At 68.0% G+C, this 24,990-nt stretch carries 28 protein-coding genes; 7 read left to right on the top strand and 21 right to left on the bottom strand.

Going from position 1 to position 24,990, the window contains the following annotated elements:
• Window position 1: 1 nt before the first annotated feature.
• From AB0J95_RS32075 to AB0J95_RS32060, 4 genes are all read right to left on the bottom strand, one after another.
• Entirely contained in the window at window positions 2-1,198 is a 1,197-nt protein-coding gene (locus AB0J95_RS32075; RefSeq protein ID WP_364766173.1) for an ABC transporter permease, read from the bottom strand.
• Entirely contained in the window at window positions 1,195-1,872 is a 678-nt protein-coding gene (locus tag AB0J95_RS32070; RefSeq protein ID WP_364766170.1) for an ABC transporter ATP-binding protein, read from the bottom strand. Before AB0J95_RS32070 ends, AB0J95_RS32075 begins: the two co-directional genes overlap by 4 nt.
• Window positions 1,869-2,894: a peptidoglycan-binding domain-containing protein gene (locus tag AB0J95_RS32065; protein WP_364766265.1), complete on the bottom strand. Its 1,026-nt coding sequence runs from the start codon at window positions 2,892-2,894 to the stop codon at window positions 1,869-1,871. The genes AB0J95_RS32070 and AB0J95_RS32065 overlap by 4 nt, the downstream gene beginning before the upstream one ends.
• A 148-nt stretch (window positions 2,895-3,042) precedes the next feature.
• Window positions 3,043-3,609 carry a hypothetical protein gene (locus tag AB0J95_RS32060; protein ID WP_364766168.1) on the bottom strand — a complete coding sequence of 189 codons (567 nt, stop codon included), beginning with the start codon at window positions 3,607-3,609 and terminating at the stop codon, window positions 3,043-3,045.
• 107 nt (window positions 3,610-3,716) lie between these two features.
• On the opposite strand from AB0J95_RS32060, the gene AB0J95_RS32055 reads away from it, so the two are divergent.
• On the top strand, window positions 3,717-4,157 hold the full coding sequence (locus AB0J95_RS32055; protein WP_364766165.1) for an RDD family protein: 441 nt from the start codon (window positions 3,717-3,719) through the stop codon (window positions 4,155-4,157).
• Here the strand turns inward: AB0J95_RS32055 and AB0J95_RS32050 are convergent.
• From AB0J95_RS32050 to AB0J95_RS31995, 12 genes are read right to left on the bottom strand one after another with little or no spacing between them, the layout of a single operon-like run.
• Window positions 4,128-4,538: a hypothetical protein gene (locus AB0J95_RS32050; protein ID WP_364766162.1), complete on the bottom strand. Its 411-nt coding sequence runs from the start codon at window positions 4,536-4,538 to the stop codon at window positions 4,128-4,130. The two genes, AB0J95_RS32055 and AB0J95_RS32050, sit on opposite strands and share 30 nt — an antisense overlap.
• Window positions 4,535-4,882: a hypothetical protein gene (locus AB0J95_RS32045; protein WP_364766159.1), complete on the bottom strand. Its 348-nt coding sequence runs from the start codon at window positions 4,880-4,882 to the stop codon at window positions 4,535-4,537. Before AB0J95_RS32045 ends, AB0J95_RS32050 begins: the two co-directional genes overlap by 4 nt.
• The gene (locus AB0J95_RS32040; protein WP_364766156.1) at window positions 4,879-5,160 is read right to left on the bottom strand and encodes a hypothetical protein; all 282 of its coding nucleotides are present in this window, start codon (window positions 5,158-5,160) and stop codon (window positions 4,879-4,881) included. Before AB0J95_RS32040 ends, AB0J95_RS32045 begins: the two co-directional genes overlap by 4 nt.
• Window positions 5,161-5,162: 2 nt before the next feature.
• Complete coding sequence (locus tag AB0J95_RS32035) at window positions 5,163-5,414, bottom strand: hypothetical protein (protein ID WP_364766154.1); 252 nt, start codon at window positions 5,412-5,414, stop codon at window positions 5,163-5,165.
• A gap of 13 nt (window positions 5,415-5,427) precedes the next feature.
• A complete protein-coding gene (locus tag AB0J95_RS32030) occupies window positions 5,428-5,655 on the bottom strand; it encodes a hypothetical protein (protein ID WP_364766151.1) in 228 nt (75 codons plus the stop codon).
• 11 nt (window positions 5,656-5,666) lie between these two features.
• Window positions 5,667-5,924: a hypothetical protein gene (locus tag AB0J95_RS32025; RefSeq protein WP_364766148.1), complete on the bottom strand. Its 258-nt coding sequence runs from the start codon at window positions 5,922-5,924 to the stop codon at window positions 5,667-5,669.
• The gene (locus AB0J95_RS32020) at window positions 5,921-6,502 is read right to left on the bottom strand and encodes an SRPBCC family protein (RefSeq protein ID WP_364766146.1); all 582 of its coding nucleotides are present in this window, start codon (window positions 6,500-6,502) and stop codon (window positions 5,921-5,923) included. The genes AB0J95_RS32025 and AB0J95_RS32020 overlap by 4 nt, the downstream gene beginning before the upstream one ends.
• Window positions 6,502-8,898: an aerobic carbon-monoxide dehydrogenase large subunit gene (locus tag AB0J95_RS32015; RefSeq protein WP_364766144.1), complete on the bottom strand. Its 2,397-nt coding sequence runs from the start codon at window positions 8,896-8,898 to the stop codon at window positions 6,502-6,504. Before AB0J95_RS32015 ends, AB0J95_RS32020 begins: the two co-directional genes overlap by 1 nt.
• A 14-nt stretch (window positions 8,899-8,912) precedes the next feature.
• Window positions 8,913-9,422, bottom strand: a complete 510-nt coding sequence (locus tag AB0J95_RS32010; protein ID WP_364766141.1) for a (2Fe-2S)-binding protein — start codon at window positions 9,420-9,422, stop codon at window positions 8,913-8,915.
• A 1-nt stretch (window position 9,423) separates the two neighbouring features.
• The gene (locus tag AB0J95_RS32005) at window positions 9,424-10,290 is read right to left on the bottom strand and encodes a xanthine dehydrogenase family protein subunit M (RefSeq protein WP_364766138.1); all 867 of its coding nucleotides are present in this window, start codon (window positions 10,288-10,290) and stop codon (window positions 9,424-9,426) included.
• On the bottom strand, window positions 10,290-10,532 hold the full coding sequence (locus AB0J95_RS32000) for a hypothetical protein (RefSeq protein ID WP_364766135.1): 243 nt from the start codon (window positions 10,530-10,532) through the stop codon (window positions 10,290-10,292). The genes AB0J95_RS32005 and AB0J95_RS32000 overlap by 1 nt, the downstream gene beginning before the upstream one ends.
• Before the next feature lie 28 nt (window positions 10,533-10,560).
• A complete protein-coding gene (locus AB0J95_RS31995; RefSeq protein ID WP_364766132.1) occupies window positions 10,561-11,505 on the bottom strand; it encodes a LysR family transcriptional regulator in 945 nt (314 codons plus the stop codon).
• 112 nt (window positions 11,506-11,617) lie between these two features.
• Between AB0J95_RS31995 and AB0J95_RS31990 the strand changes: the two genes are divergently transcribed.
• From AB0J95_RS31990 to AB0J95_RS31975, 4 genes are read left to right on the top strand one after another with little or no spacing between them, the layout of a single operon-like run.
• A complete protein-coding gene (locus AB0J95_RS31990; RefSeq protein WP_364766129.1) occupies window positions 11,618-12,472 on the top strand; it encodes a xanthine dehydrogenase family protein subunit M in 855 nt (284 codons plus the stop codon).
• A 1-nt stretch (window position 12,473) separates the two neighbouring features.
• On the top strand, window positions 12,474-12,941 hold the full coding sequence (locus AB0J95_RS31985; RefSeq protein ID WP_364766126.1) for a (2Fe-2S)-binding protein: 468 nt from the start codon (window positions 12,474-12,476) through the stop codon (window positions 12,939-12,941).
• On the top strand, window positions 12,938-15,301 hold the full coding sequence (locus tag AB0J95_RS31980) for an aerobic carbon-monoxide dehydrogenase large subunit (protein WP_364766123.1): 2,364 nt from the start codon (window positions 12,938-12,940) through the stop codon (window positions 15,299-15,301). Before AB0J95_RS31985 ends, AB0J95_RS31980 begins: the two co-directional genes overlap by 4 nt.
• 23 nt (window positions 15,302-15,324) lie before the next feature.
• On the top strand, window positions 15,325-16,083 hold the full coding sequence (locus AB0J95_RS31975; protein WP_364766120.1) for an XdhC family protein: 759 nt from the start codon (window positions 15,325-15,327) through the stop codon (window positions 16,081-16,083).
• Between the two features lie 156 nt (window positions 16,084-16,239).
• Here AB0J95_RS31975 and AB0J95_RS31970 read toward each other — a convergent pair whose 3' ends face one another.
• The 4 genes from AB0J95_RS31970 to AB0J95_RS31955 form a co-directional block, all read right to left on the bottom strand.
• Window positions 16,240-17,628, bottom strand: a complete 1,389-nt coding sequence (locus AB0J95_RS31970; protein WP_364766118.1) for a DUF222 domain-containing protein — start codon at window positions 17,626-17,628, stop codon at window positions 16,240-16,242.
• 349 nt (window positions 17,629-17,977) lie between these two features.
• Entirely contained in the window at window positions 17,978-19,054 is a 1,077-nt protein-coding gene (locus AB0J95_RS31965; protein ID WP_364766116.1) for a VWA domain-containing protein, read from the bottom strand.
• Window positions 19,047-19,901, bottom strand: a complete 855-nt coding sequence (locus tag AB0J95_RS31960) for a MoxR family ATPase (protein ID WP_364766113.1) — start codon at window positions 19,899-19,901, stop codon at window positions 19,047-19,049. Before AB0J95_RS31960 ends, AB0J95_RS31965 begins: the two co-directional genes overlap by 8 nt.
• A complete protein-coding gene (locus AB0J95_RS31955; protein ID WP_364766111.1) occupies window positions 19,876-20,082 on the bottom strand; it encodes a hypothetical protein in 207 nt (68 codons plus the stop codon). Before AB0J95_RS31955 ends, AB0J95_RS31960 begins: the two co-directional genes overlap by 26 nt.
• 103 nt (window positions 20,083-20,185) lie before the next feature.
• Here AB0J95_RS31955 and AB0J95_RS31950 point away from each other — a divergent pair, with 103 nt between their 5' ends.
• Both AB0J95_RS31950 and AB0J95_RS31945 read left to right on the top strand, forming a co-directional pair.
• On the top strand, window positions 20,186-21,115 hold the full coding sequence (locus AB0J95_RS31950; protein ID WP_364766108.1) for a LysR family transcriptional regulator: 930 nt from the start codon (window positions 20,186-20,188) through the stop codon (window positions 21,113-21,115).
• Between the two features lie 78 nt (window positions 21,116-21,193).
• Complete coding sequence (locus AB0J95_RS31945; RefSeq protein ID WP_364766105.1) at window positions 21,194-24,187, top strand: BTAD domain-containing putative transcriptional regulator; 2,994 nt, start codon at window positions 21,194-21,196, stop codon at window positions 24,185-24,187.
• Here AB0J95_RS31945 and AB0J95_RS31940 read toward each other — a convergent pair.
• Entirely contained in the window at window positions 24,168-24,986 is an 819-nt protein-coding gene (locus AB0J95_RS31940; RefSeq protein WP_364766102.1) for a Calx-beta domain-containing protein, read from the bottom strand. The genes AB0J95_RS31945 and AB0J95_RS31940 overlap by 20 nt on opposite strands.
• Between the last annotated feature and the right edge of the window lie 4 nt (window positions 24,987-24,990).

Below are 24,990 nucleotides of genomic sequence, written 5' to 3'. Positions count from 1 at the left end.
CTCAGGTGGAGGCCAGTGCCTGGGTGGGCGTCAGGCGGGCGGCGCGGATCGAGGGGTGGATACCGGCGAGAATGCCGACGACCAGGGCGCCGGTGAGGCCACCGAGGGCGGCGAGCGGCGGGATAACGGACGGCCAGCCCTGGTAGGTGGCGTAGCCGGCGGACGCGATGACGCCGAGGGTGGTGCCGGCGATCCCACCGAGGCCGGACAGGACGACGGCCTCGGTGAGGAACTGGCCGCCGATCTGCCTGCGGGTCGCGCCCAAGGCCCGGCGGAGGCCGATCTCGCGGCGGCGTTCGAGGACCGAGATGAACATGGTGTTGGCCACACCCACCCCGCCGACCAGCAGCGCGACGCCCGCCAAACCCAGGAACAGCGCGGAGAACGTCCTCTGCGAGGCCTGCTTCGCGGCCAACGCATCCGACGGGCGACTGACCTGCACCAACCCGGGCACCTCGGGGTAGATCGTCGCGGGCAGGACCGCGCGCACGTCGGCGATGGCCTCCTCGCGGGCCTTCACGTACACGACGGTGGGGTGGCCATCGAAGCCCAGCAACGACTTCGCCGCGCCCCAGCCGACCATCACGGCCCGTTCGACGTCCGGCGCCAGCGGCATCGGGTCGAGGATGCCGATCACCGCGAACCACGTGTTCCCGATGTACACCAACGGCGCCTGCTGGCCGGGCACGAGCTTGTTGATCCCCAACCGGGACGCGGCAACGTAACCCAGGACGGCGGTCGGCAGGTTGGAACTCGAGTCGTCGAGGTACTTGCCCGCCTGGACCTTGCCGTTGATGGCGTCCAGCAGCCCGGTGCTCGACGCCAGCACGGTCAGCCCGGAGTTGTCGGCCGGGTCGGTGCGGTCCGAGCGGCGGACGACGGTGTGCGTGTTGGCGACCATCGCGGCGGTGGTGACCGGGCCGACCCGGGACACACTGCCCAAAGTGGACTCGGGTAGCTTGATGGTCTGGTCCTGTTGCTGGGGAACGGGTTCGGCACGGAGCATGTTCGTGCCCAAAGCCGACAGCTGCTCCAGCAGCGCCGACTGGCTGGACGCGGGGATGGCGGTGACGACGATCATCGTGGCGATCCCGATCGAGATCCCCAGCGCCGACAAGGTGGCCCGCAGCTTGCGGGTGCTGACTCCCAGCAACCCCAGGCGGACGACGTCGACGAAACTCAGCCGGACCGGCTTCACGCGGCACTCCGATCGGCCACGATCCGGCCGTCCCGGAACTCGACCTGCCGGGGCAGCCGCGCGGCGATCTCCCGGTCGTGCGTGATCACGGCGATCGTGGTTCCCTCTTTGTTCAACGCGGTCAACAGGTTCAGCACCGCGTGACCGTTCGCGGTATCCAGGGCACCCGTCGGCTCGTCGGCAAGCACCAGCGAGGGGTCGTTCACCACCGCCCGGGCGATGGCCACGCGTTGGCGTTCACCGCCGGAAAGCTGGTGCGGCACATGGTTCACCCGATGCGATAGGCCTACTCGCGCCAACGCTTCCATTGCCTGACCGCGCCTTTTCCGCCTCGGCACGCCCGCGTACAACAGCCCGGTCGCGACGTTCTCGACCGCGCTCAGGCCGTCGATCAGGTGGAACTGTTGGAAGACAAAGCCAAGCTGACGTCCGCGCAGCGCCGACAGTCTTCGGTCGGACAACTCGGTCACGTTCTGCCCGCCGATCTCAACGGTTCCGTGCGTGGGCAGGTCGAGCGTGCCGACGATGTTGAGCAAAGTGGACTTCCCAGAGCCCGACGGTCCGACGATCGCGAGCAGCTCCCCTTGCTGGATGTCCAACGTCACCTTGTCGAGCGCGATCACGTCGCCGGTGTAGATCTTGCTCACCTCGCGCAGGGCGAGAACCGGCGTCATGACGTCGTCACCACCTGCATGCCGGCGCCGATCCCGGCCCCGCTGATCTCGACCAGGTCCTTGGCGAACATCCCGATCTGCACGGCCTTCAACGTCCCGTCCGGCAACTGGACCGCGTACCCACCCTCGCGCAACGCCACCAGCGCACCGACCGGCACTGCGAGCACTCCCGCATGGGTCTCGGTGGTGATCTTGATCTGCACCGTCGCCGAGTCGTAGGCGTCCAGGTCCTGCTCGTTGTCCGGGGTGACCGTGATGTTCACCTTGGGCGGACCGGAACTGCCTTTCTCGACGTCACCGCCGGTCACGATCGTGCTGATATCGGTGACCTTGCCGGTGATCTCCTTGGCGTCCGGCCGGACGATGGTCGCCGCGACCCCGGTCTTGATCGCGCCGACCTCGTTGGCACCCACCGGCACAGTGACCACTTTGGACTTCGGTGTGACCGTGAGCAACGGAGTGTTCGCCGCGTCACCGAGCTGGGCGGTCACGCTGTTGACCCGCATCGCCCCGGACAGCACGACCACCTGTCCAATGTCGAGGGTCCCGGTGTCCGGCAGTCCCGCGGCCTTCTGCCACTTCTTCAAGGCATCCGCGACCGCCGGGGTGAACGCCGTCTTCGTCCGGTCCTTGGGCCGCGTACCGACCCTGTACCCGAGCGCGGTCAGGTTGTCCGCGACTACGGACACGTCAGGGCCCTGCAGATCGGGGTTGTCCAGCTTGCGGTACAGCGGCGTGTCGCCGAAGAACACCGGCACCGGCGTGCCGTTCACCGAATACAACGGCTTCCCGCGGTCGACCGGGTCGCCCGCTTTGGGCAGCTTGGTCACGATGCCCTCACCCGCGCCTTTGACGCTTTGCGGGGTCCCGAACCCCAACGTGCCACTGAACGACGAGGTACTCGACAGGTCAGTCCGCTCGATCGCCACGGTCTTCACCGCCGCAGGCGGTGGCGCACCGGGCACAGTGGACTTCCCGTGATCGATCACGAAATAGACGCCGACCCCAACCGCCACAACCACAACGACCAAGACCCCTACGACAGCCCCACCCCGCCGCCTCACACCCCACCACTCCTCCCGCCGCCGAACTTCGGCGGCGAGGCGGGCGGCGCCAGCCGCCAGTCGGGCGCACTCCCTGGACGGGTGCGTGCCCGCCAGTCCGGGGCGCTCACTTGCCACCGCCGAAGGCCTGTAGCTGGCAGTCCTTCTCGATCTCCGCGGCTTCCTTCTCCGGCACGGTCACCGTGCCGTTGTAGGTCCAGCCACTGCCTGGCGGGTCAGTCTCCACCACCGGAATCCCGTGGTCGTTGATGCACTTCACCCACGCGTGGTAGTCATCCACGTACTTGGGGTTCTTGGCCGCGTCCATCTCCGGCGGCTGCAGCGGCAGCTTGCCCTTGCACTTCTCCTCGGCCGCCTTGCTCGCCGGGCTGTCGTCGTTCATGTCCGGCGTCTCGATGTCATTGCCCGCCGGGCCGGAGTGCTTGCGCGCGCTGAGCATCACGTGGCCGTTCTGCTTCAGGCACACGTAGTAGCCGTCCCAGGCCGCCTGCTGCTCCTCGTCGCTGCTGTCCAGCCGCAGCTGGGGACGTTGGGACTCGTCGGACGGCGGGGCCTGCTGCTGGGTGGCGCCCGGGGTGGACAGTGAGGCGACGTCCTTGGCCGGCGGGGTCTGCGTGCTGCTGCAGGCCGTCAGCAAACCGCACAGCACGACCACGGCACGGGAGATCTTCATGCCGCCATGCTGTTCGGTGATTGTCAGGAACCTGTCAGAGAACCTCAAGCATCCGATGTGCCCGAAACGACCACGAACGGCCACACCATCCGGCATGATCACCGGTTGTGAGCAAGAAGTCCGTCGAGCTGGTCGCGGTACGCAGCCGTGACCTGCGGAAACCTCCGACCGCGTCGAGCTGGCTACCGCCGGAGCATGGCGGGCACGGCGACCCGCGCTATCCGTCACCAACCGGGCGGCGCGCGTTCTGGAGCTTCGTCCTGGACATGATCGTCCACCTGGGACTCGCGTTCGGCGTCGCGGTCGGTGTGGCGCACGGGAAGTTCACCGATGGCTGGCTGATCGCCGGGGTCACGCTGGCCGGGTTCGTCGGGTTCTCCATTGTGGACCGGATCATCGTCCAGTGGGCCCTGCAGGCCACGGTCGGCAAGCTGATCACCGGCCTGCGACTGATCCGCAAGGACAACGGCGGCCGCGCCCCGCTCTGGGTGTACGTCCGTGACTGGCTGCTCCGCACCCTAGGCCTGGTGGCCTTCCTCTCCTCGTGACCGCCCGATCCACTCCGGACGCCAGGTCGGGCTGTACTGGGTGTCGTTGCAGCGCGGGCGATACATCGCGATCAGCTCGGCGGTGATCTGCTCCCGGTGCGAACGAGTGCCGCCGGGCACCTCGAAAGTCGCGATGTGCACCTTCCACCGCGAACCCGCCCGCGCGATCCACGCATGCGCACGCGGGTGGTGGAACGGAAAGCCCTCCGCCGCGAGGTCGTCGGTGTGCGCCACGTAGATCACCGCATAGCGCTCGGGTTTCGCGTCCGGGTCCGGTTTGCACAGCACCGCATAGACCGCCGGCTTGCTCGGCGGGGTCCACCCGCCGAGCAGCCGTGGCCCGTCGAAGAGATAGCCCGCGAGCGACCCGAGCCGGATCATCCCGGGGTGAAGCCGACCGTCTCGTGCAGCCGCGAACGCCGCTGCCCGGACGCCGGCCGGGTGACCCGGTGGTCGGGAACCGCGTCGGCGGGCGTCACATTGGTGACGATCTGCTCCGCGAACCCGTACAGCAGCGGCAAAGCACTCGCGACCACCTTGCCGGTGCGGTTGATGTGCTCCACGCCGGGGACGATGTCCCCCGCGTGGCCGAGAATGGTCTGGACGTGTTCGCCGCACTCCTCCAGGTTCGCCGCGATCCGGGTCAGCAGCGACCCGATCCAGTACAGGAAGAACGCCAGCCCGGCGATCAACACCACGATCTCCACGACCGTCAGCACGATCATTGGTTCTCCCTCGTCGCGTTGGCGACCCGGCCCAGGAACAGGTGGTGCTGCAGGCCTTCGGCGAGCACAGCGTCCACACGGGACGCCGTCTGCGGGATCAGCGCCGCGGAAGCGGTGTTGGCACTGACCTCGGCCAAGGTGTCCCGGACGGCGGCGACCCGGCGGTCGATCAGCTTGACGAAGTACACCAAGAGGCTCAACAGGATCACGACCGCGACGATCACGATAGCGCCCAGGATCAGGATCGTCGTCCAGTAGTTCAGCTCTTCCTGGGGCATGGCTAGCCTCCCAGCCTCTCCCGGCCGCGCCGCAGCCCGGCCACGATCGTCTCGGCGTGGTCGATGGTCACCGTCAACGCGGCCAGCGGAGCGGTGTTCTCCTTGGCCTGCCGCAAAGCCGCGTCGATCCGCGGGGCCTGTTTGCCGATCTTGTAGGCCAGCACGAGGATCGGGGTGACCAAGGCGACCACAGCGGCCACCACGACGAGCCCGATGATCAGCCCGACGGTCCAGCCGGTCAGGTCCGGTTGCATGACAAGCCTCCCCTCAGACCGTCTCGGTCCAGTCGCGCACGGGCTTCAACGTGGCGTTCACCGACGTCAGCCGGGCCGGCACGGTCGAGGTCCGGGACGCGATCGACTCCACGCCGCCGATCACCGAGTCCAGCGTCCGGTGCACCCAGCGCAGGTGCAGGATCACCCGGAGCAGACCGAGCGCGGTCATCGCGATGATCAGGGAGGCGGCCACCAGGGTCACCCAGGCCACAGCGGGCATCTCGTCCTCCTTCAGGCGTCCAGCAGCTTCTGCACGCTGCCCGCGTACCGCACCGCGCCCACCTGGACCTCCTGGATGGTCGCGTCGGTGGTGGCGAGCAGCGCGGGCACCGGTTCGAGGCCGTCGTTCAGCGCGGCCCCGTCCCGCAGGATGTGGTTGGCGGCCAGCCGGATCCGTTCGACCGCCGCGAGGATCCGGTTGAGCAGCCACAGGACCACCGGGAACACGACCACCAGCAGGGCGATCGCGCCGATCCACCAGAGTGTCATGTCAGTCCCCTTGCCTTTCTGCTGACGAAGAACCGGCCGAGAAACCGGCCCAGCGCGGTCTTCGTGGCCTGCCACCAGATGCTGAACCCACTGGCGGCGCGAGCCGGCTCCGAGCGTTGCTCGCCCCGGCTCCACCGCGGGATGTCCTCGGCGACGTTCTGGGCGAACGTCCGCATCAGCACGGTGGTGACGTCGCCGATCATGCCGCGGCCGAACTGGGCGGCCGCGCCGGAGATGTCGATGTCCTGCGCCACCAGCACTTTCGTCCCCGACCCGGCCTTGACGAGGGTCGCGGTCAGGCCCATGCTCGCCTGGCCCTTGCCGGTGGCCTCGGCGCCCTCGGCCTTGATCACGATCCGGTGCGCGGCCTCGTCCCGTTCCAGGATCCTGGCCACACCGGCGAACCTCATCGACACCGGGCCGAGTTTGGCGGCCAGGTGGCCTTTGTAGGTGTTCTCGTCGACGACCTCGTTGAGCTCCGTGCCGGGCAGGTTCGGCGCCATCCGCGGCACGTCCAGCAGGTACCTCCAGACCTGCTCGACCGGTGCCGGTACTTCGAACTCGTTGTCCAGACGCATCATTCACTCCTCACCGGCGGAGCCCCGGAGACGTCCCTGCGCTCGGTCAACGCCTCCCAGACGCGGTCGGGCAGCAGCGGCATGTCGATGTTGCGCACCCCGGTGTCCGACAAGGCGTCCATCACCGCGTTGACGAACGCCGCCGGTCCACCGACCGCAGCGCACTCGCCGACGCCCTTGGCGCCGATCGGGTGGTGCGGACAGGGCGTGACGACTTCGTGCAGCTCGAACCCCGGTGTCTCCCAGGCGGTCGGCAGCAGATAGTCCATGTAGTTCGAGCCCACACAGTTACCTTGCTCGTCGAACGTGATGAACTGCATGGAGGACATGGCATACGCCTCGGTCAGCCCGCCCATGATCTGTCCCTCGACGATCATCGGGTTGATCCGCACGCCGCAGTCGTCCACCGCGACCGTCCGCAGCACGTCCCACACGCCCGTCTCCGGGTCGACCTCGACGGTCGCGATGTAGCAGGCGAACGGCCAGGTCAGGTTGGGCGGGTCGTAGTAGGCGTTGTTCTCCAGGCCCGGTTCCATACCGTCGGGCATGTTGCCGTACGCGGCCATCGCGCATTCCTGGATGGACACGCTGCGCTGCGGCGCGCCCCGCACCGAGAACCGGCCCAGTTCCCACTCGACGTCCTCTTCGGACACTTCGAGCAGGTGCGCGGCCAGCTTCCGGGCCTTGGCACGGATCTTGCGCGCCACCATGGAAACCGCGGCGCCCGCGACCGGTGTGCTGCGGGACGCGTACGTGCCCATCCCGAACGGCGCCGTGTCCGTGTCGCCTTCCTCGACGGTGACGTCCTCCGCGGGGATGCCCAGCTCGTGGCTGACGATCTGGGCCCACGTCGTTTCGTGGCCCTGGCCCTGGGATTTCGCGCCCGTGCGCAGGATCGCCTTGCCGGTCGGGTGAACTCGCAGCTCGGCGGAGTCGAACATCTTGATACCCAGGATGTCGTACTCCCGGCTGTTGCCCGCGCCCAGCGGTTCGGTCATCGTCGAGATCCCGATGCCCAAACGCCTGCCGCGGGCCCGGGCGGCTTCTTTGTCGAGCAGGAACTGTTTGTAGTCAATGGCGTCCAAGCCGATGTTCAGGCACTTCTCGTACTGGCCGGAGTCGGTGAGGAACCCGAACGGCGTGCGGTGCGGGAAGTCGTCGTCCCGGACCAGGTTGACCCGGCGGAACTCAGCCGGATCCATGCCCAGGTCGGCCGCGGCGGCCGCGATCAACCGTTCCTGGAAGAACATCGCCTCGGTGACCCGGAACGAGCACCGGTAGGCGACCCCGCCGGGCGCCTTGTTCGTGTACGCGCCGCGGGCGGTGATGTGCCCGACCGGGATGTCGTAGCAGGCGAAGGCGGAGTGAACCAGGCCGATCTTGAACTTGCTCGGCTGGGCGTCGGAGAAGAACGCGCCCTGGTCGGTGTCGGCGTGGAACCGGACGCCCAGGATCCTGCCGTCCCGCCGCAGCGCCAGCTCACCGTCGAAGTACATGTCCCGGGCGAACCCGGTGGAGATCAGGTTCCCGGACTTGTCCTCGATCCACTTCACCGGCTTGCCCAGCAGGATCGAGCACAGGATGGAACAGACATAGCCGGGATAGACCGGGACCTTGTTGCCGAACCCGCCGCCGATGTCGGGCGACACGATCCGGATCATGTTCTCCGGCAGCTCGGCCACCAGCGCCACCGCGGCCCGGATGATGTGCGGGGCCTGCGTTGTCATGTAGACGGTCAGCTTGCCGGTCGCCGAGTTGTAGTCCGCCACCGAACCGCAGCACTCGATCGGCGAGGGGTGCGACCGCGGGTAGTGCAGCTTGAGCTTGGAGACCACGTCTGCCTGCGCGAACGCTCGCTCGGTGGCCTCCTTGTCGCCGACCTCCCACTGGTAGCAAACGTTGTCGTGCTGGCCTTCCTTGTCGTCCCGGATGATCGGGGCGTCCGGAGCAAGCGCTTGCAATGGGTTGACGATCGCGGGCAGCTGCTCGTACTCGACGACGATCGCCTCGCAGCCATCCTTGGCGATATATGGGTTGTCGGCGACCACGCAGGCGACTTCCTGGCCCTGGAACCGGACCTTGTCGGTGGCCAGCACGGCTTGTGTGTCGTACGAGAGGGTCGGCATCCAGGCGAGGTTGCGCTGCGCGGCCATCTCACCGGTGAGCACCAGCCGGACGCCCGGGATGTCCCAGGCCTTGCTGGCATCGATGGACTTGATCCGGGCGTGCGCGACCGGGCTGCGCAGGATCTCCATGTACAGCATGCCAGGCAGCACGATGTCCTCCGTGTACGTGCCGCGGCCGCGGATGAACCGGTCGTCCTCGACGCGTCTGCGACTGGCCCCGACGCCACCGATCTTGATCTCGTCAACTGCTCGGTGGACTGTCTCAGTCACTTCATGCCTCCCGTTCACGACCGCAGCTTCGCGGCCGCCCAGAGGACGGCCTTGACGATGTTCTGGTAGCCGGTGCAGCGGCAGAGGTTGCCGGACAACGCCCAGCGCACCTCCTCCTCGGTGGGATCCGGGTTGCGCTCCAGCAAGGCCATGGCGGACAACATCATCCCGGGCGTGCAGAAGCCACATTGGAGCCCGTGCTCCTGCCGGAAGCCCTCCTGCACCGGATGCAGCTCACTGGCTGAGGCCATGCCCTCCACTGTGGTCACCTGATGGCCGTCGGCCTGAACCGCGAGCATCGTGCAGGACTTGATCGGCTTGCCGTCGACCAGGACCGTGCACGCGCCGCAGTTCGTTGTGTCGCAACCGATGTGCGTACCGGTGAGGCCGAGGCCGGCCCGGAGCAGGTGGGCCAGCAGCACCCGGGGTTCGATCTCGACGGTCCGCTGCTCGCCGTTCACGGTCAGGGTGACCCGCCGCTCGGTGATCGTCTCCGGGCGGATCTCCCGCAGGTATCCGGTCATGTCACGCCGCCTTCACGAGGACCGGGGTCAGGCCCCGGGTGACGAACGCCCGCACCACTTGGCGTTTGTAGGCCGCGGTGCCGCGATGATCGGTTCTTGGCTCGGCCGCGGCCGCCGCCAGCCGCGCGGCCTCGGCGATCTCCGACTGTGTCAAAGTCCCGCCCACCAGCACGTTCTCGGCCTCCACCGCCTTGATGTTGTTGGGGCCCACACCGGTCAGGCCGATCCCGGCCCGGACCACCTTGCCGTCGCTGGTCTCCAGGGCGATCGCGGCCCCGACGGTCGCGAAGTCGCCGACCCGGCGCTCCAGCTTGAGGTACCGCCCCGATCTCGCGCCGGAAGCGGCCGGAATCCGGGCTTCCACGGCGATCTCGTCCGGCCGCAGGGCGGTCTGGAAGGGACCGAGGACGAACTCGGTCATCGGGATGGTTCTTCGCCCGGTCGCGCTCACAGCCACGATCGACGCGTTGAGCGCCAGCATGACCGACGCCCAGTCGCCCTGCGGATCGGCGTGGCACACCGAGCCGACGAGCGTGCCTCTGTTGCGTACCAACGGGTCCGCGATCAGCGGTGCCGCGGCGGCCATGGTCGGCTGGGTTTCGGCGAGCAGCGTCGACCACTCGAGGTCGACGTGACGGCAGAGGGCGCCGACAGCCAGCGAGCCATCGGCGTCCTCGCGGTGATAGTCCAAAGCGGGCAGCCCGTTGATGTCGACGAGCACGCCCGGAGCGGCGAACCGGAGCTTGACCATCGGGATCAGGCTCTGGCCGCCGGCCAGGACCTTCGCTTCGTCGCCGTGGTGGGCGAGCACCTCTAGGGCCTCGTCGAGCGATCCGGGTGCCTCGTAACGGAACCGCGCTGGGTACATCACGCACCTTCGTCCGGGACGGCGGTGGGCAGGGACTCGTCGGACGGGTCCGGCCTGGGTTCCTGATGCGGCGGCCACGGCCCGGCCACCGGACGGCCCGCCACCTTGAGCCAGGCGACGACCGCGGGGAACGCCCAGATCGTGGGACTGCTCCCGGTCTTGGGGGCGTTCTCGATCACCTCGTACATGCGTGGGTTACCGGCCTCGTTGCCCATGCGCAGATCGTCGTGACCAGTCGTCACTCCGGGCAATCAGCCCATAAGCCTTTGCTTAACTCCACAGCGTGACGTAGACCGGAGGCTTGAACCTGGATGGCGGCACGCCCGCGCCGGGCTCGCGCATCACCCGCAGCGCGGTGGCCGTGGACAGGAAGTGCCGGAACGTCTCGGCCGAGATGGACCGCCGCTCGGGCACCAAAGTGGTCAGGTACCAGACCGAATCCATTGGCGTGACAGTGGTGTTGACGACCTGCAGCTCGCCTCGCTTGAGCCGCGCGGTGATCAGGTGCGCGGGCGCGATGGCGACGCCCTGGCCGTCCGCTGCCGCCGCCCATGCGGCGGTCTGACTGGGAAAGACCCGTATCCGCGACTCCGGCACGCGCAGGCGGCGCAACACCTTCCCGCTGTCGCTGGCCGGATCGGTGGCCTCGGCGTCGGCGAGCCACAGCCAGCGCGCCGGACCGCCCGGCGGCTTGGCCGTGCCACCTGCGACGACGGTGAGATGCGTGCGGAACACCGGCTCGCTGACCAGCTCGTCGTTCTGGGTGGCGAGGTTCGGTCCGAGGGCGACGTCCGCGAACCTGTTGCCCAGCAACACCGGCATTTCGTCGGTGGCCGCTCCCCCGGCGGTCGCGTCGATCCGGCGGCCGGGCCGTTCGGTGAACGCGGTGATCAGCGGGGTGGTGACGAACTCGAGGACCGTGCTGGACGCGACGATCCGCAACGTGTCCGGGATGCCCTTGCCCGCTCGCACGGCCTGCTCGGCGTCCGCGCCCAGCGCGACCATCTGGGAGGCGACCGGCAGCAGGCGGCTGCCCGCAGCGGTCAGGCGCATCGCCGGGCCGGCCCGTTCGACCAGCGAGTCGCCCAGTTGCTGGCGCAGCGCGGCGAGCGCCTGGGACACCGCGGGCTCGCTCACACCCAGCGCCGAGGCCGCCGCCTTGACCGATCCCAGCCTCGCGACCAGCACGAACGCACTCAGCTGCGTGAGCGTCATACCGACATTGTTCTCCTCGGGCGCTCGTGGTCCAGAGCCCTTAAGCGTTTACTTATCACTGCGTTGCCGGCGTCCAGGTGCTCATCGGAGACTTCAGCCCCAGGGAGGACCCATGCAAGTTCCGGCCCCGTTCCAGTACCAGAAGGCGGCCAGTGTGCAGCACGCGCTGACGCTGCTGGCCCAGTATGGGACCGAGTCGATGGTCCTCGCCGGCGGGCACAGCCTGCTGCCGATGATGAAGCTGCGGCTGGCCCACCCGGAGGCCCTGATCGACATCAACGGCCTCACCGAGCTGTCCCGGATCAGGCTGGACGGAACGCTGCGCATCGGTGCGCTGGTCCGGCATGCCGAACTGCTGTCCTCCACCCTGGCCGGGTCGATACTGCCGATCCTGCATGACGCCGAACGGGTGATCGCGGATCCGATCGTCCGAAACCGCGGGACCATTGGGGGTTCGCTGTGCCAGGCGGACCCCTCGGAGGACTTGTCCGCCGTGTTCGCGGCTTTGCGTGCCGATCTGGTCGCATGTGGACCTTCCGGGACCCGGACCATTCCGGCGCGGTCCTTCTTCACTGGGCCGTACCAGACTGCTCTCTCGCACGGCGAGCTGCTGACGGAGATTCAGGTGCCGGTGGGGTCTTTGAGTGCCTATGTGAAGGTCGATCGGCGGGCCGGCGACTGGGCGGTGGGCGCCGCCGGGGCGGTCTTGTCGCTTGTGGATGGTGAGATCGCTGAGGTTGGCATTGGGTTGACTGCTTTGGGGGCTTCGCGGTTCGTCGCCGCCGAGGCCGAGGACTTCTTGCGCGGTGGGGTTGCCTCCGACGAGCGGTTCGTGGAGGCGGGCCGGATCGCCGCAGCGCACTGTTCGCCCACTGCCGACCAGCGAGGACCCGTTGCGTACAAACGGCATCTGGCCGGGGAGCTGACCACGCGGGCGCTCCGGCTGGCCGCGAGACGGGCGGTCTGACATGCAGATCACGGTGGTCGTCAACGGTCGCGAGTACGTGCGGGACGTCGAGCCCCGGCTGCTGCTGGTGCACTTTCTGCGCGACCATTTGGGGCTGACGGGGACGCATTGGGGTTGTGACACCTCGAACTGTGGCGTGTGCGTAGTGCATCTTGATGGTGTGCCGGTGAAGTCGTGCACTGTCCTGGCCGTGATGGCTGACGGGCAGGATGTTCGGACGGTTGAGGGGCTGGCCGCGGGTCCGGAGCTGGATCCGGTGCAGCAGGGGTTTGTCGCGTGCCACGGGTTGCAGTGCGGGTTCTGTACGTCCGGGATGATGATGACCGCTCGATGGTTGCTGGACACGGTTGCCGATCCGTCCGATGAGGACATCCGGGCGGCTCTCGCCGGACAGCTGTGCCGGTGCACCGGGTACGAGAACATCGTGCGCTCGATCCGGCATGCAGCGGCGTTGGAGGCGGGCTCATGACCGCCAATGGCACGCCGATGGGGTTCGGGCGGATGAACCGCAAGGAGGATCCGCGGTTCGTTCGTGGCCGAGGGACCTATGTGGACGATATCCAGCTGCCTGGGATGCTTTACGGCGCCGTTTTGCGCAGTCCGTTGGCACATGCGCGGATCTTGTCCATTGACACCATCGCGGCGGCTGCTCATCCCAAGGTGCATGCGGTCTTGACCGGCGCCGATCTACAGGAACGTTCGTTGGCCTGGATGCCAACGCTTTCGTACGACACCCAGGCCGTGCTCGCCACCGACAAGGTCCGGTTTCAGGGCCAGGAGGTGGCTTTCGTTGTCGCCGAGGACCACTACGCGGCTCGCGATGCCTTGGCATTGATCGATGTCGAATACGAGCCATTGCCCGCGGTCGTCGACGCTCTAACATCGTTAGAGAGCCCTCCGATCCGCGATGACCTGCCGGACAAGGACGACAATCGCGTCTTCGACTGGGAGGCGGGTGACCAGGCCGCGACGGACGCGGTGTTCGCTGCCGCCGATGTCGTTGTGGCTCAGGATGTTCTTTATCCGCGGGTGCATCCGGCGCCGTTGGAGACGTGCGGGATCGTGGCCGACCTGGATCCCGTCTCCGGCAAGCTCACCGTGTGGTCGACCTCCCAGGCACCGCATGCGCACCGGACTTTGCTGGCCACGATCCTGCGGATGCCGGAGCACCTGATCCGCGTGATCTCGCCCGACATCGGCGGTGGGTTCGGCAACAAGGTGCCGATCTATCCGGCCTACATCTGTGCCGTGGTCGGGTCGATGGTCACCGGGCGGCCGGTGAAGTGGGCCGAGGACCGCTCGGAGAACCTGATGACGAGCGCTTTCGCCCGTGACTACCACATGCATGGCGAGATCGCGTCCACTCAGGACGGTAAGGTCCTTGGTCTCCGGGTGCGGGTGCTCGCCGATCACGGGGCGTTCAACTGCACGGCACAGCCGAGCAACTATCCGGCCGGGTTCTTCCACATCGTCACCGGTTCTTACGACCTCACAGCGGCTCATTGTTCGGTGACGGGTGTGTTCACCAACAAGGCGCCGGGCGGGGTAGCCTATTCGTGTTCGTTCCGGGTAGCCGAGGCGTCCTATTTGGTCGAACGCCTGGTGGACCTGCTGGCGTTGGAGCTGTCCCGGGATCCGGCGTCGCTGCGGTTCCAGAACCTGGTGAAGCCGCAGCAGTTTCCTTACGTGTGCCCGACCGGGTGGGAGTACGACTCGGGCGACTACCCGGCGGCGTTGCGGTTGGCTCTCGATACCGCGGACTACCCGGCGTTGCGGGCAGAACAGGCTTCGCGGCGGAAGCGTGGCGAGTACATGGGCATCGGGTTGAGCTGTTTCACCGAGGCCGTCGGCGCGGGCCCGCGCAAACACATGGACATCCTCGGCCTGGGGATGGCCGATGGGGCCGAGCTTCGTGTTCACCCCACCGGTTCGGCGGTGTTGCGGATCTCCGTACAGACCCAAGGTCAGGGACACGAGACCACGTTCGCGCAGATCGTCGCGCACGAGCTGGGCATCAGCCCGCAGGAGGTCGAGGTCGTCCACGGCGACACCGATGTGACGCCGTTCGGCCTGGGCACCTACGGTTCTCGCTCGACTCCCGTGTCCGGCGCGGCGGCTGCTGTTGCGGCTCAGCGGGTTCGGGAACGGGCCAAGCTGGTCGCGTCCGCCATGCTCGAGGTGAGCCCCGACGACCTGGAGTGGGAGCGCGGAAGGTGGTTCGTTCGCGGCGCACCCACCATCGGGCGGACGATCCGCGAGATCGCCATGGCCGCACACTCCACTGTGGACCTCCCGGAAGGCGTTGAGGGGCATCTGGACGCGAGCTGCGTGTACAACCCACCGAACCTGACGTTCCCTTATGGCGCGTATCTGTGCGTTGTGGACGTGGATCCCGGGACTGGTCAGGTGTCGGTGCGGCGGTTCATCGCCGTGGACGACTGCGGGGTGCGGATCAACCCGACCATTGTGGAGGGTCAGATCCACGGTGGGCTGGCCGATGGGATCGGCATGGCGTTGATGGAGTTGATGCCGTTCGACCGGTCCGGGAACCATCTCGGCGGGTCCTTCATGGACTACCTGCTGCCGACCGCCATGGACTGCCCACCTTGGGAACTCGCAACAATGGTGACCCCTTCACCGCACCACCCTCTGGGCGCCAAGGGAATCGGCGAGTCGGCCACTGTCGGTTCGCCTGCCGCCGTGGTGAACGCGGTGATGGATGCCCTGTCCCCCTTTGGTGTTCGCCACGCGGACATGCCGTTGACTCCAGCGGCCGTGTGGTGCGCCATACACGGCCAGGGTTTCCGTAGTGACCTGGCCATCGAGTAGGTAGAGAGGAAGAGGAGGCGGCCATGCACATGCTGGACCGGGCGGAAGGCCTGCGTGAGGGCCGGACCCCTTACGTGCTGGCGACCGTCGTGCGCGCCGAACGTCCTACCAGCGCCAAACCCGGCGACCGCGCCTTGGTCCTGTCCGATGGCTCCATGGAGGGCTTTGTCGGCGGTGACTGCGCGGAGTCAACGGTCCGCGCCCAAGGCATGCGCCTGCTCCGCACCGGCGAGTCCACCCTCCTCCGCATAACTCCCACAGCAACAGCAGAAACCACGACAGAAGGCCTCGTCACCGTGGGAAACCCTTGCCTCTCCGGCGGTTCCCTGGACATCTTCCTCGAAGCAGTCCTCCCACCTCTCCTCATCCACATCCACGGCGACGCCCCCATCGCCCGCGCGTTGCGAACCGTAGGCAAAGCCCTGGGCCACGACGTCCGCCCATCCGGTCCTTTGCTTCCGGAGGACCTGGCAGCGGTTGTCGTTGCTTCGCACGGAAAGGACGAGGCCCCCATCCTGCTCTCCGCCGTCCGCTCCGGCGTCCCCTACATCGGTCTTGTCGCCAGCCAGAAACGCGGCCAGGCCGTCCTCAACTCACTCGACCTCTCCCCCACCGACCGTCTCCGCATCCACACCCCCGCCGGCCTCAACATCGGCGCCCACACCCCCTCCGAAATAGCCCTGTCCATCTACGCCGAACTCCTCTCCCTCCGCCCCCACCCAACCCCCACCCCCACCCCCACCGCCCCCGAGACGACCACCCACACCTGCCACCACGACTAACCGGCTGGGCCAGGCCCCAACTGGCGAAGGCGCGGCCAGAGGCGAAGGCGCGGCAAGGCGCGAGCCCCAGGAACGCGAGGGCAGGAGCGCAGGGCGAGGGCGAGGGCGAGGGCGAGGGCGAGGGCGAGGGCGAGGGCGAGGGCGAGGGCGAGGAGATTATGCGGCAGTGGGTAGTGGCGGTGTTCGGGATGGTGGCGGCGGTGTAGGTAGTGGGGGTGTACGGGGTGGTAGCGATGTTCGGGGCGGTGGTGGCGGTGTTGTGGGTAGTGGCGGCGGTGTGGACAGTGGGGGTGTATGGGGTGGGGGTGTTCGGGGTGGGAGGGGTGTTCGGGCGGAGTTGGTTCGGGGGCGTTGGAGTGGGTCGATGTAGGTGGGTGGGGTGAAGGATGGGCGGTTGTTGAGCAGTTGGATGGTCCAGTCGCTGTTGTGGATGAGGCGGTGGTGGTGCGGGCAGAGCAGGACGAGGTTGTCGATGTGGGTCACGCCGTTGTCGGCCCAGTGGTGGATGTGGTGGGCATCGCAGACACTCGCGGACTTCGGGCAGCCGGGGAAGGCGCAGCCCTTGTCGCGCAGGACCAGGGCACGGCGGATGTGCGCGGGGGTGGAGTAGGCGCCTGCGGCGATGTCGAGGGGTTCGGAGTTGCTGCCGAGGACCGCGGGGAACAGATGGCAGTCGCAGGCGATCCGCCGAGCCTCGCGGGCGGTCATGTAGATGTCATCACCGACCAGGATGCGGTCGTCGAGGTCACGCATGAGGTCGTTGAACGAGATGGTGAAGGCGATCTCGGTGCGCAGCCCGTTCTTCAACGGCATGTCCGGGCAGTTGGCGGCACGCTTGAGGATCCGCTCAGCAAAAGCATCACCGAGACGCTCAGCGAACGTACGGGTGTCCTCAAGGTCGCCAGGCCGAGGCCGTTCACACTCCTGGATCATCGCTCGCAGCGGGCCAGCATTCTCGGCGGCCACCACAGCGGACATCTCCAGGCTGCCATCCCGGCGATCGCGGTAGCGAAAGACCTGGGTCTGCCGTGCGGGTTCAGGGTCGACCGGTGGCGGCCCGTCGGGATCGACCATGGCACGCACACGCAAGCCGAAGCGGGCCAACGCGTTGGGGTCGTCCTCGGCGGCCTGCTCCAGCATCACCGACTCAGCCAGCACACGCTTCTCCGCGTCGAGATCCGGCAAATCCTTGAGAGTCTTGCGGATCACGTCCACGGCCTCGGAACTGATCTCACCGGCGGCCAAGGCTGCGGAGGTCTGCGGAAGCGGAGCTTCGGTGACCGCACCGGTGGGCGTGACACCGGGGAACAGATCGGCGGCCTGGGCGATCAGGTGAAGGGCTTCCCGACGCGGGACGCGTAGCACATGCACCAGCAACGCAGCGGTGTTGGAGTACCCCAGGTTCGTGCCAGTGCCGCCGTTGTCCATGTGGGACACGACTTCCAGCAACCGGGCATGCAACTGCCAGATCTGAGCCGCGATCCCATGAGCCAGCGACACCTTCTCGGTATCGCCCAACTGCCAGAGGTTCTCGCAACTTTCCACGACTCAATAGTACCGCCACAGCCAGAAAAACTCCTTGGCATATAAGGGTTTCACCCATCCCAGCGACTCACCGCAGGTCATAACAAGCGCAAGCGACACAGACCCCGGCCTCGTGTTCTGTCCCTCCCGTATGGCCTGGGCGAAGCCTCATCACAGGTGTCAAGGGGGATCCGCCAACGCAAAGCACAACGCTGGAAGCCCTACGGATCCCCCTTGACACCTGTGATTACCTCCGGCAGGCCATACGGGAGGGACAGGACACGCACCCAACCCAGCCCACAAGGGATCCGAAGGATCCCCTGCCCCTCTTGGCGGCCTGCCGCGCGGCGAGCGCTTCTTTTGAAGCGCCCTACAGAGATGGCAGTACCCGAGCCAACTCAGCCAAACCATCCAGATCATGCCCATCCAGCAACACATCGATATGCGGATCGGCAACCATCATCCCCAACGACTGAGGCCGAGCCGTCCAATGAGGAGTGACCCAGACCAGGCGATAACACAGCCGGGACAGACGTTCCATAGCACTGGCCAACAGATCCGGATCACCGCGATCCAACCCATCAGAGCACACGACGACGATCCCACCGCGGCACAAACCCCGACGCCCCCAGTCGCGCACAAAAGTGTCCAATGAGGACCCGATACGAGTGCCGCCATCCCAATCAGTGACCCGAGAAGCAGCACGAGTAAGAGCACTGTCAGGATCGCGGTGACGGAGCTGGTGGGTGACCCGCGCCAGGCGGGTTCCAAAGCAGAAGACCTCCACCTTGTCCGCGGCCCGACCCGTCGAGTACGCGAACTGGAGGAGCGCGCGAGAGTAGCTGGCCATTGATCCGGAAACATCGAGGATCAGGACCACGGGACGCGGGCGGACTCGGCGTTGTTTGCGGAGGAGAGCTGCTGGGTCTCCGCCGGTTCGCAGAGAGGCTCTGATCGTGCGGCGCAGATCGAGGAGGCCGATACGGCGGGGATGAGTCCGGCGGGAACGGCGGTGTGGGGGTTTGAGGCGGATCCGGGACATGATCCGGCGCAATGCAGCGAGTTCCGACGGAGTGCAGGCGGCGAAGGACTTGTGACGCAACACTTCCACAGCCGACGCCATCAGGCCCAGCTGAACCGCATCGGATTCAGAGGAGCCGGGCTCGACAGACGGGATGTCGAACGTGGTGTCGATACCCTCAACGGCGGTCTTGAGCTTCATCAGCTCCTCAACCGGAGAACCGGCATCCAGGAAGTACGCCCGAAACACTCGGTCATACACCGGGATGTCGTCTTTACGCTTGACCAAAGTTGTTCGGCCGACCCAGTACATGTCGGTGAGGTCGAGACGAGCCAACGCCGCACTGAAGGTGAGGATGTCACCCGTTCCGACGGGCACACCGGCATCGCGGAGTGCCTGTCCGAAGTGGACCAGGACCTCAAGCATCGGGAGCGATGTCCCGCAACGAACCCTGAACCAGATGCAGGTCGTCGCGCTCCTTCACGACAGCCCCCAGAGTCGACGACACCACATCGGGGGTCAGGGACGTCTCGCCGAGCAGATCCAGAGTCCGCACCCAGTCGATGGTCTCAGCCACCCCCGGCGGCTTGGCGAGGTCGAGTTTGCGCAACCGAGTCACGGCATCGACCACCTTGCGCGCCAAAGCCTCCCCCAGCGAAGGCTGCCGCAGCAGCACGATCTCCACCTCGCGATCAGGCGGCGGATACCCGATCCAGTGATACATGCACCGACGCTTCAAAGCATCGTGGAGTTCCCGGGTCCGGTTCGAGGTCAACACAACCAGCGGCGGAGAAGCAGCCGCGATCGTCCCAACCTCAGGAATCGTCACCTGAAAGTCCGACAACACCTCCAGCAGAAAAGCCTCGAACTCGTCATCCGCCCGATCAACCTCATCGATCAGCAGTACCGCCGAAGAACCAGCCCGCACAGCATGCAACAGCGGCCGCTCCACCAGGAACGAGGCCCCGAACAACTCCCCAAGATCCGGAGCCCCAGCACGCACGGCCAGCAACTGCCGCGCGTAGTCCCACTCATAAAGCGCCTGATTGGTGTCAATGCCCTCATAACACTGCAACCGGATCAGCGAACGCCCCAGCACCGCGGCCAGCACCTTCCCGATCTCGGTCTTGCCGACGCCGACCTCACCCTCCAGCAGCAGCGGCCGCCCCAGTGACATGGCGACGAAAGCGGCCGTGGCGAGACCGCGATCGGCGAGGTAGCCGCCGCTGCGGAGGAGCGCGGTCAGGTCACTGACCGACTGCGGGAGGTCCACTTTTGCCCTCCCTGGCCAGGCGGTCCCGCCAGGCCGCCCGGAGGTCGTCGTCCACCGGCTCGGCGCCCACGTGCCGCATCGCGCGGCACGTCTTCCCCTGCCCGGTGAACGTCGAAAGGTCTGTCTGCGAACGCGCACGCCAGATGTCCCGCAGCACGTCCTTGTCGGGCTGCTCGCTCATGAACCCCATGCTAGGAAGAGCCGCGAAAAGAGAAACGGCTCCATTAACCGAATGCTTAACAGGCCAGTGGGGCCACCCAAGTAACTCCGTAGCATCGCGGTGCATGACGCTGACGCAGCTCGGCACTTTTGTGCTGGTGGCCAGGCTGGGGTCGGTGAAGGCCGCCGCCGACGCGCTCGGTGTCAGCGAGCCCGCCGTCTCCCAGGCGTTGAGCGCCTTGCGTCAGCAGTTCGACGACCAGCTGATCGTGCGCGCGGGCAGTGTCATGCAGCTGACTCCGGCCGGTGGGCGGCTGCTGCCGCTCGCGTCGAAGCTCGTCTCGCTCGGCGCCGACGCTCAGGCGGCGGTGCGCAGCGGGCTGGGCGCGCCCGAGGAGCTGCGGGTGATCGCGTCCAGCACGATCATCGAGTTCGTCGTCCCTCCGCTGCTGGAGGCGTTCACCAAGGGACGCATCACCGACACCAGCGCCGGGGTCGCCGCCAGCGGGGAGCTGCCGGTGCTGGTCGGTAACCGGTTCGCCGACGTGGCCATCGGCCCGAACCTGGCCAACGACCCGGGTGTCGAGCTGGTCAGCGAACCGGTGTTCCGCACCCAGCTGGTCGTCGCCGGGCCGCCGGGTGGTCCACCGAAGCAGTGGAACTGGCTTGTCGGTCCTTCTGGCACGGATCCGGGCAGTGACTGCGGGCGATTGCTGCGCAAGATGAAGGTGGAGGATCATCGGATCAGGGTCTATCCGAGCCAAACGGCCGCTTGGGCAGCCGCCGCGGACGGCGCCGGCGTGGCCCCCGCGCCCGCCCATCTGGTCTGTGCCCAAGTGCGGCGGGGAGAGCTGCGAATTCTGCCCACTTGGGCAACTCCGGCGGAAACGACCTGGTACGCAACTACCCTGATGCCGGAGCGAAGATCCCCAGCCGCCGAGGCTTTCCTGCATTTCCTCACCGGCGCGACGGCGTTGCGCGTGATGCGCGAACCGGGCTCCGGGCTGCCGCCGTCGCGGTTCCGCCCACCGGTGTATGTCACTCTCTGGAGCTGAGGCATTTGGGGGGTTTCGCCGGTAGAGCACGCGTGACTACGCTCTGCTCACCGTCGACCGAGCACAGGAGGGGCCAAGGTGGGCGAGTTCCAGATCCTTGGCCGCGTGCAGGCGATCGGTCCGGCGGGCCCGGCCGTCCTGCAAGGCACCCGGCAACGCGCCGTGCTCGGCATGCTCGCGCTGCACGCCGGTCAGGTGCTGCCGGTGGGCAAGCTCGTCGACGTCGTCTGGGGCGAGGACCCGCCGCGTACAGCCGTTCGCACACTGCACAGTCACGTCGCCCGGATCCGCCAGGCGCTCGACCGGTCCGGCTTCGACCCGGTGCTGCGCACCAGCAATCCCGGCTACGTGCTCGATGTGGACGCTTCAACTGTCGACGCTTTGCTGTTCGAGCAACAGGTCCGTGTCGCCAAACGGCATGCGGCCGAGGGCGCGGTCGACCGCGCGGCCTCCGGGTTCCGGCGGGCACTGGACCTGTGGCACGGCGAGGCGTTCGCGGACGCCGCCCTGACCGGCTGGGGCCTGCGCGAGGCGGACCGGCTGCACGAGCTCCGGCTGTCCACTGTGGAGTCCTTCTGGGATGCCGAGCTGCAGCTGGGCAAACACGAGGAGGCGGTCCGCGAGCTGGCCCGGCTGCTGGCCGAGCACCCGACCCGCGAAGTGCTGGCCGGTCTGCAGATGCTGGCGCTGTACCGCTCTGGGCGGCACACCGAGGCGCTGGGCGTGTTCCAGACCGTCCGGCTGCGGCTGGCCGACGAGCTGGGCACCGAGCCCGGCCCGGAGCTGCTCGCCCTGCACAGCTCGATCCTCCGGCGCGACGCCAGCCTGGACGCGCCGCAGCAGATGACCACCGGCCCGGCGCAGCTTCCCGCGCGGGTCGGGCATTTCACCGGCCGCGAGGCCGAACTCGCCGCCCTGGACCAGTTGCTGGACGAGTCCGAGCCGCCGGTGGTGGTGATCTCCGGGACCGCGGGTATGGGCAAGACCGCGCTGGCCGTCCAGTGGGCACACCGGGTGGCGGGCCGGTTCCCGGACGGGCAGCTGTTCGTCGACGTGCGCGGGCACGACCCGCGCCGGATGATGTCGTCGGCCGACGCCCTCGCGCATCTGTTGCGCAGCTTGGGAATGCCCGAGGACCGCATCCCCGGCGGGATCGGTGACCGCGAGGCGCTGTACCGGTCTTTGGTGCACGGCAAGCGATGCGTGATCGTGGTCGACAACGCGGGCGACGTCGAGCACGTGCTGCCGCTGGTGCCCGGCGGGACCCGCACGCTGCTGATCGTCACGAGCCGCAAGTCGTTGGCCGCCTTGGGAACCCGCTACGCCGTGCGGATGGTCCCGTTGGACGCGTTCAAGCACGACGCCTCGATCGCGTTGCTCAGCAGCGTGCTCGGCGCGGACCGGGTCGACCGCGAACGCGGCCCGGCCGCCAGACTGGCCCGGTTGTGCGGCGGGATGCCGTTGGCGCTGCGGATCGCCGCGGCCCGGCTGGCCGGGGAACCCGCCCGCCCGATCGCGGGCCTGGCCGGGGAACTGGCCGGGGCCGACCGCCTCGACGCGTTGGCCGTCGACGGCGACACCAGGACCGTCCGGACCGTGCTCGCCAGCGCGTACCTGCCGCTGGAACTGGCGCAGACCAGGATGTTCCGGCTGCTGGGCCTCACCCCGGGGACCACGTTCACCGCGTCGCTGGGCGCCGCGATGTGCGGCGTCCCGGCCAAGGACGGGCGCCGGGCGACCACCGAGCTCAAGGCCGCGCACCTGATCATGCCGGTCGGCGAGGACCGGTTCCGGTTCCACGACCTGATCCGCGAGTTCGCCCGGCAGTGCGCCCGCACCGACGAGCCGGAGGCGGCCACGGCCGAGGCCGGGCACCGGCTGGTCGACTGGTACCTGCTGGTGGCCAGCGCGGCCAACAAGGCCATCGACCCCAACCGCGACCTGGTCACCTCGAGCCTGCGGTACGAGGCGCCGGAGCTGCCGTTCGCCCCCGACCGCCACGCCGCGGTCGCATTCCTGGAAGGCGAACGGCACAACCTCGTGCCCGCCGCCAGGTTCGCCCGGGAGAGCGGAAGGCTCACCGCCGCATGGCATTTCACGTACCTGCTGACGAGTTTCTACGACGCCACCGGCCATTGGCAGGACCGCGTGGAACTGTGCCGGCAGGGCGCGGCCGCGGCCGCCGAGCTCGGCGATCCGTTGGCCGAGGCCGAGATGCTGCGCGCGCTGGGTGTCTCGTACTACATGACCCGCCGCCTGCAGGACGCGGTCAACACCAACATCCTGGCGTTGCGGGCGGTGCGCGCGGCCGGGGACCTCGACGGCGAGGGACACGTCTACAACAACCTCGCCAACGCCTACTCCGAGATGCGCCGGTTCGACGAAGCCGTTGAGGCGCACCAGATGGCGGTGGCCCGGTGCGCAGCGGTCGACAACCACCTCGGCCATGCGCTGTCGCAGCGCAACCTCGGCAGCACGCTGATCCAGATGGGCCGGGCCGCGGAGAGCCTCGAGCCGCTGACCGAGGCGCTGGCCCGGTTCCGCAAGCTGGACACGCCCCGGCTGGAGGCGGCCACCCTGGACACCCTCGGCGAGGCCTACCTGGAGCTGGGCGACGACGACCTCGCGCTGAACACGTTGCAGGAGGCGGTCACCCTGCTGCGCGAGATCGGGTACGTCTGGACCGAGATGGAGGCGTTGCTGCACACCGGCGCGGTGTACCTGCGGCGCAAGGACTTCGCCGCCGCCGCGGAGCAGTTCGAGCTGGCGCTGGCGCTGGCCAGGGAGCACCGGGCCCCGCACATCGAGGCGGTCGCGCTGGACCGGCTCGGCCGGGCCTGCCTCGGCCGGGACGACCTGCGCGGCGCCCGGGAGCACCTGGAGCTGGCATTGTCCATCCGCGGCGCGGTGCCGGACGGGTACGAACATGCCCACCTCTACCGTGACCTGGGCGACCTGGAGGACCGGCTGGGCCGCCCGGCCGTCGCGTCCGCCCACCGGAGCCGGGCTGTGGAGCTCTACCGGCAGGAGAACGCGACGGCTGAGGCACTCGCTATTGAGGGACTACCGTGATCGTGGTGTCCATGTTGCCCGCGGTGTAGCCGGGCGTGAGCTTGTCGTAGACAAGGTGGATCGTCATCGGCTCGTTGCGGGTCAGCAGGATCCGCACGCTCGCGCGGGTCTCGCCGTCCCGTGCCGAGATCACCTTGTCCTTGATCGGCAGGTAACCCGGGTCCACACCGGCGCTGTCCTCGACGGTGCTGACGGTCACCGACTTGTCGCCGTCCGGGGAGGAGAAGAAGAAGTCCGCGGTCACCGACTTGTTGATCACCCAGCAGATCCCGCTGTCCTGGGACGTGCCCGCGCACTGGGGGCCGCCAGGGCACTCACCGCCGGCGTTGGCACGGCCGAGCGGGCCGTCGTCGTTGCGGATCCAGCCCGGTGCGGCGCCGTGGCCGAGCCACACGCCCTTGGGCGAGTCGAGCTGCACCCAGAACACTTCGAGGCGCTCGGGCACCCGATCGGGGTTGATCTTCACCGAGATGTACTGCGTGGTGGGCTCGCCGCCCCACTTCAGCTCACCCTCGGTGGCCGCGTAGTCCTCGCCGGCCCTGGCGGGGTCCTTGTCCGCCTTCGACCCGTCCCTGGTGTGGTACCGGACCGTCCCCTCGGCCTTGCACCCCTCCGCGGGCGTGATCGTCACCGGGAACCGGAACGTGGTCGCGTTGCCGGTGCCCTCCGGCTGCGACACGCCACCGATGTCCACGATCGCCGGGGTGCACGCCGCGGCGGCCGACGACGGCAGTACGGCCGCCACCATGCCGACCAGGAGCGCGACCGCGGCGAACAACCGGGCCGTTGCTGTTCTCATCTCC

Origin of the sequence: Actinocrispum sp. NPDC049592, from assembly GCF_040675465.1 — a bacterium.
In the GTDB taxonomy this organism is placed as follows: domain Bacteria; phylum Actinomycetota; class Actinomycetes; order Mycobacteriales; family Pseudonocardiaceae; genus Kibdelosporangium.
This window is presented reverse-complemented; position numbering and strand designations above follow the sequence as displayed.